Genomic DNA, 13,952 nt, shown 5'->3' on the forward strand with positions numbered 1-13,952 from the left:
ACTAGTTCTCCATTACAACTGGTTTTTCCCAAATAATTAGGACTACACATCCATCTTTGCTATAAACATCGTGATTAGTACTTGGGGAATTAATTACCAAAGTGCCTGCTTCGTAGGTGCCATTTTGGTCGGATTGAGTTCCTTCTAAAATAAAAATATGCTCAAACCCTGCATGGGTGTGACGGGGAACCTTGGCTCCAACTTCGTACTTTAAGAGAGCTGCTTCTGCGCCACTATCAGCACCATAGAGTTTATGAATTTCCACTCCTTCCCGAAATGGACTCCATGCTAGAGCCTGATAGTCATAACCCTGCTTAAAAATATCCTTATAAATCACAATATCTAGTGTCCCGCCATACGCTGACCAATGGTAACAATATCAGCTTCTTCTCTAGTCCCTTCATAGACAAACTTGCCATCACTGATAACTAAGATGCGATCGGATAATTTTAGGACTTCATCTAGGTCTTCACTGACAAGAAGAACAGCTACCCCCCGATTACGAGCTTCAACTAATTGGTTATGGATATATTCCACCGCCGCAAAGTCTAAACCAAATACAGGGTTTGCTACAATTAATAACCGAATTTTATCTGCCGAGAGTTCCCTTGCTAGAACTGCCCTTTGCACATTTCCCCCAGAAAGAGTACCAATTAAGGCATTTGGCGATGGCGTTTTGACCGAAAAGACACGGATTAAATTAGTTGCCATTTCCCGCATGGCTTTAAACATGAGCAGGATGCCCCAAGCTTGGGGAGGGCGATCAAAGGTTCGCAAAGCTAGGTTTTCCGCAACACTCATATTAGGAACACAGGCATTTTTCAATGGCTCCTCTGGCAAAGAAAATACATGATGCCGAGCCATTTCCTGACGAGTGGCAGTGTAGTGTTCACCATTAACTTTAATTTCTCCACCTGTGCGTGGACGCTGTCCTGCCAAGACTTCTACCAATTCCCTTTGCCCGTTTCCAGAGACTCCAGCAATTCCGACGATTTCCCCACTTTTGATCGAAAGATTCATGTCAGCGATCGCTTCAAAGCCGTTATCTTTATCGGCATGGAGATTTTTTACTTCCAATATTAATTCCGTACTATCAACTTGAGTTTTTGAAACTTCCTTCGCTTCACGCTCTTCCCCTAGCATCATTGCTGCCATATCTGATACGGTCAGGTCTTTAACCAAACCATGCCCTGCAAATTTACCCTTACGCAGAACTGTAACTTCATCGGTAAATGCCATAATCTCACGGAATTTATGACTGATCATGAGTACGCTTAATTTACCATCATCAACTTCCTTGCGGATTAAACCCAGAACTTCATCAGCCTCTTGAGGGGTTAATACCGATGTGGGTTCATCTAGAATAAGAATTTTACTTTTGAGATAAAGCTGCTTAAGAATTTCTAATTTCTGTTTTTGCCCCGCTGCTAACTGGGATACAGGCATATCAATATCAATTTTGAAAGGGGAAGCATCCATAAATTCCTGAAGCTTCTCATACTCCTCTTTCCAGTTAATGAGGCTAGGTGTATCGGGACGTACCAGTAATAAATTTTCAGCTACGGTCATTGCTGGAACTACCGTAAAATGTTGATACACCATGCCAATCCCATATTTACAGGCATCTCTGGGGCTATTAATTTCTTGAGGCTTTTTATCAAAGAGAATTTCGCCGTGGGTAGCGGCATGAAAACCCATAATACATTTAACCAAAGTACTTTTGCCTGCTCCGTTTTCTCCCAATAGAGCATGGAAAGTTCCAGGTCTTAAGGTTAGAGAGACATCTTCTACCGCAGTAAAATTGCCAAACCGCTTGGTAACATTAACTACGTCTAGCTCTGGAGGTAAATTAGAGTTGGTTTCTGGATCATCAGCGATCGCTTCGGTAGTTTTTGCAGTCATTGGTATCTCTCTCTTTTTAAATTTTTACCTTTTAAACTTTTTAAAGCTATGCCAGCCATATATTTATTTATCAATCTACTTAAAAGTTGCTATTAATTGCTGTAACAAATGTGTCAGAATCCGTCACTGTACCAAATACACCACCCTGCATTTTGATCATTTTGAGAGCAGCAAGATAGTTACCATAATCCGTGGCGGCGGTACAATCTGATAGGACTAGACATTCATAGCCACGATCATTAGCATCTCGCATAGTAGTATGTACGCACACATCAGTAGTTACCCCAGCAAGAACGATATTTTGAATACCCTTACGCTTCAGAACTAAATCTAAATCAGTGGCATAGAAAGAACCTTTTCCGGGTTTATCAATAATTACTTCATTGGGTAAAGGTGCTAACTCGGGAATAATTTCCCAGCCCGACTCACCTCTAATTAAAATTTTGCCACAGGGACCATCATCTCCTATGCCTGCTCCCATTTGCCGCGATCGCCACTGCTTATTTTCGGGTAAATCTGAGAGATCAGGGCGATGTCCTTCACGGGTGTGCATGATATGAAAGCCTTTTGAGCGCAATACTTTAAGCACTTTCTGAATTGGCTCAATGGGCGCACGAGTAAGGGAAAGGTCATACCCCATTTTGTCCACATAACCACCATGTCCACAGAAATCTATCTGCATATCAATAATCAGAAAAACCGTGTTTTCGGGACGCAAATCACCGTTATAAGGATAAGGATAGGGATCGGCTTCAATAAACATAGGGAACTAAAACTACTGGCTTTAATAAATTAATACTTTGAATTTTTAATCTAGATAGGGCAAAAGCTATTCATTAGTCCCCAATGCCCCCGGAGAACCAGCCAATGTCCGTTTCGGAGAGCAGGTAATGATCATCACGATTAAAGTAAAAATATAGGGCGAAGCATTAAACAAGTAGCGGAAAGAATTAACTCCAACGGACTGTAAAGCTGGACCGATCGCTTGCGCTCCCCCAAATAAAAGAGCCGCCCATAAACATTGCATCGGTTGCCAACGGGCAAAAATGACCAGAGCTACAGCCATTAATCCCTGTCCACTGGAAATATTCTCTGACCAAATCCCTGGATAGTAAAGGGATAAGCAAGCTCCACCTATGGCAGAAAGAAAACTTCCAACCACCACAGAGAAAAATCTCACCCAAAATACCGAAATTCCCATCGCTCTGGCTGCACTAGGACTATCACCTACAGCCCTAACGTATAAACCCCAACGGGTAGATTTAAAGAACCATTGCATAATGGGGGCGATCGCAATCCCAATTAAAAGTAGAGGACTAATTTGCAAAGCTGATTGTAAAGGCGGATAACTACTCCATGCACCAAGATCAAAAATTGGGAGTTGAGGAGCTTTAGGTTGAATGAAAGCTTTACCAAAGAAAAAAGCTATGCCACTGCCAAATACGATCATCGCAATTCCCACAGCCACATCACTAACTCCGGGGCGCTGGGAAAGCCAAGCATGAATAGCACCTAAACACAAACCAGCACATCCTGCTGCTAATACTCCGAGCCAAGGTGAACCAGTCAGGAAAGAAACTGCATAGGCACTCATTGCCCCAGTTAGTAGAGTTCCCTCCAATCCCAAATTAATTTTCCCTGATTTTTCTGTTAAGCATTCTCCCAGACTTACGAATAAAAAAGGTGCACTTCCTCTTAGAGTTCCACCCAGAATTGCTAGAGGTACACCTAACCAGTCTGCTGTTTCTGCTGCCATAATCTGCTCCTTTACTGCTCTATTAGTTAATTGTGATGGATAAAATACTTAGGCTATAGATTGCGAAGTCGAACTAACTTTAGTTGGAATTATGCGATCCTTAAAGAAATCCAATTTCCCATACATGGACTCACTAAACAGAATCATCAAGAACACGATGCCTTGAAAAACCAAAACCGTAGCATCATTCAGTTCAAGCGATCGCTGTAATCCACTACCACTAGCTAAAAGACCACCGAGTAAAATAGCAACTAATACCGAAGCAAGAGGATTATTTCTAGCAACAAAGGCAACAAGAATGCCACTATAACCGTAGCCAGTATTAAGAGAAGCATTAGCACTATGATGAATTGCCGCAACTTCCACCATTCCCGCTAAACCTGCACAGGAACCAGCTAAGAAGCAAACAGATAGAATCAATTTACCCACTGGTAAGCCAGCAATCTTGGCGGCTCTGATATTTCCCCCTGCCGTTCGTACTCCAAACCCAAAGGTAGTACGCTGAATTAAAAAGTAAGCAATTACGCAAGCTATTAATCCATAAATAAGTCCATAATGAACTCTAGTACCAGGAATACTTTGCAACCAATTCACTTCTAATAATGGATAAGTTGAGGGTTTATTAAGGCTAGATGGATCACGCATTGGACCTTCAACTAAAGTATTAAGGATAGCGATCGCAATGTAGTTCATTAATAAGCTACTAATGGTCTCATTCACACCCCTAAAATACTTTAATGCCCCCACCCCCATAATCCAAACGCCGCCAAAGATAATAGCAGCGATCGCCATCGAAATTTGGACAACTAAAGGCGGTAAAGAACTAAAAGCTAAACCAGCAAGGATCGCCCCGATTCCTCCCATCACTAATGCCCCTTCGTTACCAATTACAACTAAACCTAAGCGGGCAGGTAAAGCCGTACAAAGGGCAGTAAGCATTAATGGAGCAGCCCTGACTAGGGTACCCTGCCAAGAGAAGGCACTGCCAAAAGCTGACTGATAAATTACACCGTATACAGCCAATGGATTTGTTCCTCTTACAGCACAGAAAATTCCAAACACAATAAATGAGAGAAATATGGCAGCAATGGGAATTACAACTTTTTCGGAAAGCGATCGCCAACTAGCTAAAACATTCATAGCCTTAAATATCCAAATTTATTTATCCAATCTTGCCGACTACACCTTCAACTAACCAATCCATCTGCTCTAACTTAGGATTAGTTTGCTCTAGTTTCACTCCCTTAGGAATAACAACCTTACCAGTATTATCCTTAATTTCACCAGCATAGATAATCTGGGTACCATCCATAAACTTAGCTAAAGCAGCATCAGCTTCTTTCTTGGTAGCTGCACTAACTGCCGCACCATAGGGAGAAAGCTTACAGAACTTCTCTTTTAATCCACCTCGAACTAGGTGAGGAATTCCCCCATCAGCTAAGGTTTTACCCGCCTTGACCTCATCCACATACTTGGTGTAAACCGTTCCCCAATCCCATTCTGAACCAGTTAAGAAGCCATTAGGAGCTAACTGAGATTGATCAACGTGATAGCCAGTAGAGAAAATTTTACGCTTTTCCGCAGTTTCAATTACCACCTTAGGACTATCAACGTGGCAAGTCATGACGTCAACACCCTGATCGACCATACTATTTGCCGCTTCTGCTTCCTTCACAGGAATAGACCAATCACCTGTAAAAATCACCTGAACCGTTGCCTTAGGATTAACACTACGCGCCCCAAGAGTATAGCTATTAATATTACGCAATACCTGAGGGATAGGCTTAGCCGCAACAAATCCTAGTTTTCCCGATTTTGTAGTTAAACCTGCGACAATCCCAGCAATATACTCCGCTTCATCAATGTAACCATAGTAGCTACCAACATTGGGAGGATGAACTCCATCTTTATATAATCCACCACAGTGTAAAAATTGCACTTTAGGATTTTCCTTGGCAATTTTCAGAATATGAGGGTCAAAATAGCCAAATGAGGTTGGGAAAAGTAGAGTAGCTCCATTTTGGTTGATCATACTCAACATGGTTTCCTGAACTGTCGCAGTTTCAGGTACATTTGCTTCATCAACTGTTTTTATTCCCGGTAGTTTAGAAATCACGCCTTCCCCTTGGAAATGGGATTGATTATAACCAAAATCATCCTTAGGTCCCACAAAAATGAAACCTATAGTCAAATCGGGAGTTGTGCTAGCCGTGGGAGTAGTAGTTGTCGACGGAGTCTCTGTGGAAGTACATCCAGTCCAAAGTTGAGAAGTAACGCCGAATGCTGTGGATGCCAAAATTCCACGAATTACCTGACGACGAGGTATAAAAAAAGGCTCTTTATCTTTCAAGGCTTTTGCTCCTATGGGTAGAGGTTATTTAAGGGAAAAATAAAACACTAGGATTAAAAGAGTATCTAACCCTAGTAAATATTGCTTGTTTAGAAACCAAATTGCAGTCTTAAGTTAGCCACAGTAACCGTGGGATTTGTTGAGACATTATTTGGGTTGAAAATCACATAGACGGCGGGAACAATGGAAACATTTTTGAAGATGGGATAGAAATAGGAAAGTTCTAGGTCATACTGCGTAGCACCATTTCCTTGACCTGAGACTAAGAGGTCACGACCACTGGTAAAGTTAAAGGGCATCACAAAGGATATAGTTCCTTGCGCCCCTTCTTTAAAGAGATCAGGGAATGCCGTACCAACCTGAAATGATTGGGTTGTTACATTACCGAATGAACCACCACTTAACTTATTGAGGTTTGTAAAGCTAATCCCGTAACGACCAAATAAGCCAAATCCTTTGGTAACTAACCAATCAAAGTTAGCCACAAACACATCAGACTGACCATTGCTAAGTCCAAGACCAGTACCACAAGCTGTTCCAGGTAATGATGGAGTTGCCCCAACACCACCGACACAACCAAATATATTCTGGAGGTTAGTACGGCTGTAGAGAAATCTGAGATTTACATCTTTAGTGGGCGCGTAATCAATTTCAGCAGTTAGAGCATTGGTGCCGCCAGTTAGACCTTCATTAGGGTTAGAGGCAGAGTTAAATAACGGAGTTGGTAAAAACTCATTGCTCTCAGCCAAATAAGCAAGTTTGAAGTCTAACTGCTTAGTCAAAGAAGTTAAAAAGACTGCCCCAGCACCACGTTTTGCATTAGTAAGTAGCGGACTGTTAATAGAGTTAAAGCTACTTGCTCCATTGAGGAACAGGGTAAAGCGATTATTGTCAAAGTACTTATAGAAGTTAACTCTTGGACCTACAACTAAGCTGGAATTAGCAAAAATTGGGAATTGGTAAGAAAGTTCTCTTAAAACAAAGACATTTGGAGTTGCACCTGCGGTTTGGTCAGTGAATGGAGTTCCTGTGGAGTTATAAAAACCTGTTACAGGTCCACCAAGTCCTGCTATTCCAGGATCAACATAGCTGTTAATTGGAGAGTTACCATTACCTGCGGCTAACTGAGTAACTAATAAATCCTTACCAGTAAATGATGTCTTAAAGTCTAACCACACTAGTCCACTGAATGTGGTGTTAGAACCTTTGGTTGGTGTTTTTCCATCTGGTGCTAGAACTCCACTACCGCCTGTAGCTCCAGTCAAGTTAAAGAAGGCAAGAATTCCCAGCTTGGTAGTAGTAGAAAATTGTTGTGCTTCAAGGGTTTCCGTTTTAGCTTCTAAGTCAGTAACACGACCTTTAAGTGAGCTCAGCTCTGCTGCGAACTCAGTTTGGAGCTTTTGGAGAGTAGCTAAATCTTCTTTTCCGACTTTATCAGCTAATCCTGTAGATATAAGTTCATTGATTTTGTCTAAACAAGCATTTAAGCCAGCCGCAAACTCGTAACGACTGGTAGCACGACTACCACGGAATGTGCCATTAGGATAACCAGCAATACAACCGTATCTTTCTACTAAAGATTGTAATGCGGTAAATGCCCAATCGGTAGGTTGTACATCACTTAGTTGAGATACAGAAGTAACTTGAGCAGTAGTTTGTTCTGCTTTCCCTTCTTTCCCAAGTTCTTCCAATTTTGGTAAAACACTACTAGTATCAGTAGATTTACCACTAGTAACTAAAGTCTCAGCATTTACACGGTTGGCAAGACCACCGCCAGCAAGACATAACAAGGTAGCACAGGAAACACTCTTTAACAGAGTCACTCTCTTAAGGATATTTTTTTTCATCACTTCACACCAGATATTAGGCTGTATTAATTACGATATGTAAACTTTTAAGTCCTTCAACACTATCAAAATCAAACTTTCAATTAAGCCAAACCAATCTAGGCATAGCTCAAAAACAATTTCAAGCTTTTCGACTAATAAATTAGCAGCTTAATTGTAAGAATTAATTTTTTTGAGATATGCTTAAAGTCTTTAAGTTTATGGGATCAATATATCCACTTTAAAATTGGTAGATTGTAATCTCAGATACATAAACCCAATTGAAGAAGGATAGATAAGCTTATGCAGAAAGAGTAAAAAAATTTCCCCTTTATAGAAAAACAAATTTCTCAGTTGCTTACTGAGCTTGCTGATTAGATAGCTTCAGTTGTTCTAACTTTACTAGCAAAAGTTGTTAAAAGTAGAGAAGATAAAACCTATCCAAAACGCATAGTCACAAATACGAATCTAGCCACAAAAATAAGAGCAAGAATCCAAGTTACTAAGGAAATCTCACTCGATCTGCCTCGAAATAATTTCATAATAACGTAAAGGATAACGCCAACCGATAATCCTTCAGCAATTGAGAACCCAAAAGGAATAAAGAATAGGGTGGCAAATGTTGGTAGTGCCTCTGAAAAATCATCCCAACGCACATTACTAATACTTCCCATCATTAGAACACCTACGACCACGAGAGCAGGAGTTGTAGCAAACGCTGGAATTGCAGCAAAAATTGGCGCAAAAGGTAAAGAAATTAAGAAAAGTATTGCCACTATAACAGATGTAAAACCCGTTCTACCCCCAACAGAAGTTCCTGCAGCTGACTCCACATAGGTTGTTACCGTAGATACCCCAAGAATGGAACCTGCAACTGCTGCTATAGAATCTGCCATTAAAGCTGAATTTGCTCGGGGTAGCTCTCCTCTTTCATTAATAAAACCAGCCTGCTTGCTAACACCAGCCAAGGTGCCAACATTATCAAAAACATCTACAAACAAAAATACTAACATTGCTGCTAGAAAATCCAAAAAGTTGTTTGCATTAACTCCCCCCAAACCTACAAATGCCTGTCCAAATGTATGAACTGGCAAAACTGGAAAATCAATGAAACTAGTTGGAGGCTTTGCAATACCTAGTATCCAGCCTAAGATCGCAGTACCCAAAATTCCCCATAATACTGCGCCTTTGATACGTCTTGATACAAACAAAACCGTCATAATGATACCAAAGGCTGCTAAAAGGGTTGCAGGATGACGAAAGCTTCCAAATGCTGTTTTAGTTGCTTCGCTTACAACTATCAGTCCTGCTCCTCCTTCGTTTAAATTGCTACCTAGCCCAATATATGCCAAGAATAGTCCAATGCCAGCTATTGTGCCAGTTTTGATACAATCAGGTATAGCAGTAATTAGATGACGACGGATATCGGTTATTGTTAACAAGAAAAAGATTATTCCCTCTACAAACACGCAGCCGAGGGCAAGTCGCCAGTCAAGTTTAAGCCCTATGACTACTGAGAATGTAAAAAAGGCATTCATACCCATGCCAGGAGCTAAAGCAAAAGGGTATTTGGCAAATAATGCCATTAATAATGTACCGATCGCTGCACTAACTGCGGTAGAAAATACTAGTTCCCCGAATAAATCCTTTGGTGTTTCTAGGAAAATAGCTTTAGACAAGATGAGCGGATTAACCACAAGGATATATGACATTGTCATAAAGGTGGTTAGCCCAGCTAGAATCTCCGTCTTGAATGTGGTGCGATACTCATCAAACTTAAAGAAATCAGCGATCGCCCCTTGCCAGCCTTCGTATTTTTTCCCCAACTGAGTTGAATCTAAGTCAAACAGATCATCATCTAATTCCATAGGGCATCCATTCGTAAACTTCCTAATGGGGTGGAAGATAACTTATAAATTTCCTAGAATTAGTGCTTTTCACTACTTATCAAACTTGATTGTATGATTCAAGCCAAAGACGCATTTCCGAATCAGAATCGGCATAAACCGATTGACCAGATTTTGGATCATAGGCATGCCACCACTTGTTTCCATCTGTGTCCAATATTTGTTTAACCTGTAGTCCTGTTTTAGGGACAAAATTATCGATAAAGCTATTTTTTAAAGTGTTCAGCCAATTAATCGTTACATCTATGAATGATGGGAATGCTTTTGGAGAATCAGAGCTTGTGTTAGACCTAATGGATATAGGACTAATTCCCTTTCTTTCTGTCTCTAGGACTTGGACAAGTTGATAATTTTGTTCTAGCTTGGCAACTTTAATGCGGTGTTCTAAAGATGCCATCATATTTAATTGATGAGTATTAAGTACATAGGTACAACTCAATGGAAGTAATTTAGACATAACTGATACTAGAAATAAACTGCATATGTCTATATTATACAAAATTTCTGTATTAATTGCTACAAAATCATCATGAATGAATTTTCTTTAAATAATGAATCGATCACGCCAATTACTCTAGTTATCTCAGAGGTTATTGATCCAAATTGCATTGATGAGTATGAAGCATGGACAAAAGGCATTAATCAGGCGGCGCAGAAATTTGCTGGTTTTTTGGGGGTAGAAGTGATCAGCCCTAGAAATGATGAATATCCTGAATATGTGGTCATTGTTAAGTTTGATCATTACCAAAATTTTCGGACTTGGATGACTTCACGGATTTATCAGGAGTGGCTAGAAAAATCTCGGGGCTTAGTTGCGACTAGATCATTACAACAGCTACCCAATGGCATAGAAATGTGGTTCTCTCTTCCTAAGAATAATGGGGCTGAATACAAAGAGCCACCGTATTACAAGAAGGTGATTTTGGGTGTGTTAGCGGTATATCCATTGATTGTATTAGCGAATATTGTCTTGAATCCTTTTTTACAAAACCTCAATTCATCCCTAAGCCTATTAATTTCAGTTACTTTTGTTTCAGCATTATTGACCTATCCCGTTATGCCCAAATTAACGGAATTACTGCGCTTTTGGCTCTATCCATCCTTACCACGACGCAGATATACCAAAAGATAGGAAAAGTTAGGCTTCACCACTTACATAACTATGAGGATTTTTCCAGAATTTTTCTAATGCCTTAATGCAAACTTGATCGTTATAGAGGCGATCGCTATTATTTTTAATCTTTTCCACAATACTGGCACGCCAAGGGTGATCCAATCCCAACTTTACGGCAATGTCTATATACTCAGACTCACTAGAGGCTATGGTTTCTGTAACTTCTAACATTTGCAGCATGGCATAGCTGTGGCGACCGCGCATAAATTGAGTAGGCAGAGTGACAACGGGTAAATTACAAGAGATAGCTTCTAGGGTAGTATTGCCCCCAGACCAGTCAATGGTATCTAAAAAAATGTCAGCAATACGATTTAAGCTGAGGTATTCATCCCGATTGAGGCGGGGCATGATCAGACAATGTTCCTCACTATTCTGATTTTGCCGGGCAAAGGCTATGTCCAACCGTTGCTTAAATTGTCGGGTCACATAGTCGCCGTTATTACTATAGATAAATGCAAATTTTGCCTTGGGTACTCGTTTAGCGATCGCCGCAAAAATATAATCGTACTTGGGCAGATATTTATATAGGGACTGACAGCACAGATAAACTATGGCATCTTCGGAAATTTGAAATTGCGATCGCTCCAGTAGATACTGGGGAGATTCGGGTCGGGCATAGGCAATACTAAGATTGGGCAAACGAATTAATTGCTCTCGATAATGTGCCTCTGCTCCCTCTGGTTCCATTAAATCGCTAGACAAAAAGTAATCGATCGTGGGTAGTCCAGAGGTGACTGGATGTCCCCAAGCCAAACACTGCACAGGAGCTAATCGTAAAGCTGCTACTTGAGTAGTTTCAGGGTGCATTCCAATATCGGTAAACACCAAAATATCCAGTTGATCTTGGGCAATTTGGTCAATTACAGTATCAAGGCGAGGTAGGTGGTAAATAAAATCACTGACGGCAGCAAAAGCATCGGTTGCAGGCGTAGGTAGCTTACCCGTGTAATAACAATAAATTTCAAATTGCTGGTGATCGCAGGATTGGAGCCATCCTAAAAATAATTTACCAACGGTATGATTCCGAAAATAGTTGGAAATAAAGCCTAAGCGAATTTTGGTAGATTTAGGTCGATTAGGATTAATTTGGGCATACTGGGGATAGGCTGCGATCATAATTCGATGCACTAGGTCGCCATACTGAGTTTGCAACTCCAGATCGTTTTGGGCTTGGTAGGCAAGGTAGAAATTAGTGGAATTTTGGATAGCTTTGACTGCCTCACTAATTTGGATGGGAGTATCTAGGGGAACGCTTTTAATCAACTGATTTAATCCCTCAATGAATCGAGTACGCCATTGGCTAACTTGGGCTGTGGTTTCATAGATAATCGGTAGCAGTAGCCAAATTTTTAACCGAGCTTCTAAACAATCTGGTTTATACATCAATGCGGTTTGAAAGGTGGCGATCGCCTCTGGGATTTTATTTTGATCCTTGAGTAAAGTACCTAGGGTAATATACCAATCAGCACGGTCATGTTTAATTAGTAGTGCCTGACGATAGGAAAACTCTGCCTCTTCAGCCCTTGCTCTAACCGTATAGGCATTGCCGAGATTATAGTAAGCCTCCGCAAAATCTGCTTTAAGTTCAATTGCTTTGTGATAAACCACGATCGCCCGATCAAAGTCATAATTTGCCTGTAGAGCATTACCTAGATCGTTATAAATCTCTGCGGATTGCGGCGACAGTTCCAGAGCTTTCATGTAAATATCCAAAGCCTCTAAAATCAGTCCCGACTCTTGGAGCGCATTCCCAAGACTATGCAGAGCTTGGAGATAGTTGGGATTAATTGCCAATGCTTGACGATAGGCGGCGATCGCCTTAGTAGTATCACCTTGAGCTTTTAATAAGAAACCAAGATTATGATGTGCCTGGGCTAAATTTGGGATTAAATCTATTGCCCGTTGATAGTGAGAGATTGCCTGCTCCAGATTACCCTGAGCTTGCAAGGCATTACCGAGGTTATAGTGGGTTTTGCCATTATGGGGTTGAAGTTTTAGGGCTTTTTGGAAACTAGCGATCGCCTCTGTAAACTTACCTGATAATCGATATGCTTCCCCTAAATTGCCGTAGAAATCTGGATTGCGGGGATTAAGCTTGATTGCAGTTTCAATATAGGCGATCGCTACGTCATAGTTACCAACTTGGTGGGCAAGAACTCCAAGTAAATGATTGGCATCAATGTGGTGCGGTTGCTGAATCAAAATCTGACGATACAGTCGCTCCGCTTCAGCTAAATCTCCCGCCTGATGATACTTAAATGCTAATTCAATGGAAAGTGTTGGCATAACCTAAGTAGCTTAAATAAATGAACTTAAATAAATGTATAGCTAAACACCATTACCTCCCAATCTGGCTCACAATAACAAACATAAAAAACTACATTATTCACCTAAATTTACCGAGTTAACTAAAAATATGGCAATTTATAAAGTTAGACTGATTGACGAAGCCGATGGACTAGATGAAACTATTGAAGTGGATGAAGATGAATTTATTCTTGATGTGGCAGAAGCAGAAAATATTAAGTTACCCTTTAGTTGTCGGGCGGGAACCTGCTCAACCTGCACAGGTAGGTTATTAGAAGGGGATATTAAAGAATCTGGCGGTAATCCCGATATGTTTTTTAATAAGGCACAACGGGAGGCAGGATTTAGACTTTTATGTATTGGCTGTCCCACTTCTGACTGTACAGTATTGATTCATCAAGAACCTAATATTTCTAAATTTTAGGAGTATTAATTATCCAATATGCAGTCTGATCGCTTCACAATTATTTGTCCTGGCAATCGCCAATAACTTCTCGGAACTAAACAACTAAGCGAACCATTTTCGAGTGCTTAATTTCGGCTAGAAACGGACAACCTTAACGGGCATATTGCTGTTGGCATAACGGCATCGCATCAGCGGACGGCGATGCATGATAGAGATGATGATTACATGATGCCCCGTTCCGCTGCATGCAGTAGTTAGACACACGGCTTAGACAAAATGCTTCCTTAGCGCCAGTTTCGTAAAATATGCTTGACATTTGCTTAT

At 40.8% G+C, this 13,952-nt stretch carries 12 protein-coding genes; 2 read left to right on the forward strand and 10 right to left on the reverse strand.

What is annotated here, in order from left to right; genetic code table 11:
* Position 1 precedes the first annotated feature (1 nt).
* The 9 genes from SYN7502_RS08725 to SYN7502_RS08765 form a co-directional block, all read right to left on the reverse strand.
* Positions 2–337, reverse strand: coding sequence for a cupin domain-containing protein (locus SYN7502_RS08725; protein ID WP_015168475.1), 336 nt, complete (start codon positions 335–337; stop codon positions 2–4).
* Positions 338–342: 5 nt separating this feature from the next.
* Complete coding sequence (locus tag SYN7502_RS08730) at positions 343–1,902, reverse strand: ABC transporter ATP-binding protein (protein ID WP_015168476.1); 1,560 nt, start codon at positions 1,900–1,902, stop codon at positions 343–345.
* 79 nt (positions 1,903–1,981) lie between these two features.
* Complete coding sequence (biuH, locus tag SYN7502_RS08735) at positions 1,982–2,665, reverse strand: biuret amidohydrolase (RefSeq protein WP_015168477.1); 684 nt, start codon at positions 2,663–2,665, stop codon at positions 1,982–1,984.
* A 66-nt stretch (positions 2,666–2,731) separates the two neighbouring features.
* Positions 2,732–3,658, reverse strand: a complete 927-nt coding sequence (locus SYN7502_RS08740) for an ABC transporter permease (protein ID WP_015168478.1) — start codon at positions 3,656–3,658, stop codon at positions 2,732–2,734.
* 48 nt (positions 3,659–3,706) lie between these two features.
* On the reverse strand, positions 3,707–4,798 hold the full coding sequence (locus SYN7502_RS08745) for an ABC transporter permease (RefSeq protein ID WP_015168479.1): 1,092 nt from the start codon (positions 4,796–4,798) through the stop codon (positions 3,707–3,709).
* A gap of 22 nt (positions 4,799–4,820) precedes the next feature.
* Positions 4,821–6,008: a BMP family ABC transporter substrate-binding protein gene (locus tag SYN7502_RS08750; protein WP_015168480.1), complete on the reverse strand. Its 1,188-nt coding sequence runs from the start codon at positions 6,006–6,008 to the stop codon at positions 4,821–4,823.
* A gap of 89 nt (positions 6,009–6,097) precedes the next feature.
* A complete protein-coding gene (locus SYN7502_RS08755; RefSeq protein ID WP_015168481.1) occupies positions 6,098–7,855 on the reverse strand; it encodes an iron uptake porin in 1,758 nt (585 codons plus the stop codon).
* Positions 7,856–8,271: 416 nt separating this feature from the next.
* Entirely contained in the window at positions 8,272–9,702 is a 1,431-nt protein-coding gene (locus SYN7502_RS08760) for an NCS2 family permease (protein ID WP_015168482.1), read from the reverse strand.
* Between the two features lie 79 nt (positions 9,703–9,781).
* A complete protein-coding gene (locus tag SYN7502_RS08765; protein ID WP_015168483.1) occupies positions 9,782–10,198 on the reverse strand; it encodes a hypothetical protein in 417 nt (138 codons plus the stop codon).
* Positions 10,199–10,270: 72 nt separating this feature from the next.
* Here SYN7502_RS08765 and SYN7502_RS08770 point away from each other — a divergent pair, with 72 nt between their 5' ends.
* Entirely contained in the window at positions 10,271–10,873 is a 603-nt protein-coding gene (locus tag SYN7502_RS08770; RefSeq protein ID WP_015168484.1) for a putative antibiotic biosynthesis monooxygenase, read from the forward strand.
* Positions 10,874–10,879: 6 nt separating this feature from the next.
* On the opposite strand, the gene SYN7502_RS08775 is transcribed toward SYN7502_RS08770, so the two are convergent.
* Positions 10,880–13,201 carry a tetratricopeptide repeat protein gene (locus tag SYN7502_RS08775; RefSeq protein ID WP_015168485.1) on the reverse strand — a complete coding sequence of 774 codons (2,322 nt, stop codon included), beginning with the start codon at positions 13,199–13,201 and terminating at the stop codon, positions 10,880–10,882.
* Positions 13,202–13,331: 130 nt separating this feature from the next.
* Between SYN7502_RS08775 and SYN7502_RS08780 the strand changes: the two genes are divergently transcribed.
* Positions 13,332–13,646: a 2Fe-2S iron-sulfur cluster-binding protein gene (locus SYN7502_RS08780; protein WP_015168486.1), complete on the forward strand. Its 315-nt coding sequence runs from the start codon at positions 13,332–13,334 to the stop codon at positions 13,644–13,646.
* Positions 13,647–13,952: the final 306 nt, after the last annotated feature.

The sequence above is a fragment of the Synechococcus sp. PCC 7502 genome, assembly GCF_000317085.1.
Lineage (GTDB): Bacteria > Cyanobacteriota > Cyanobacteriia > Pseudanabaenales > Pseudanabaenaceae > PCC-7502.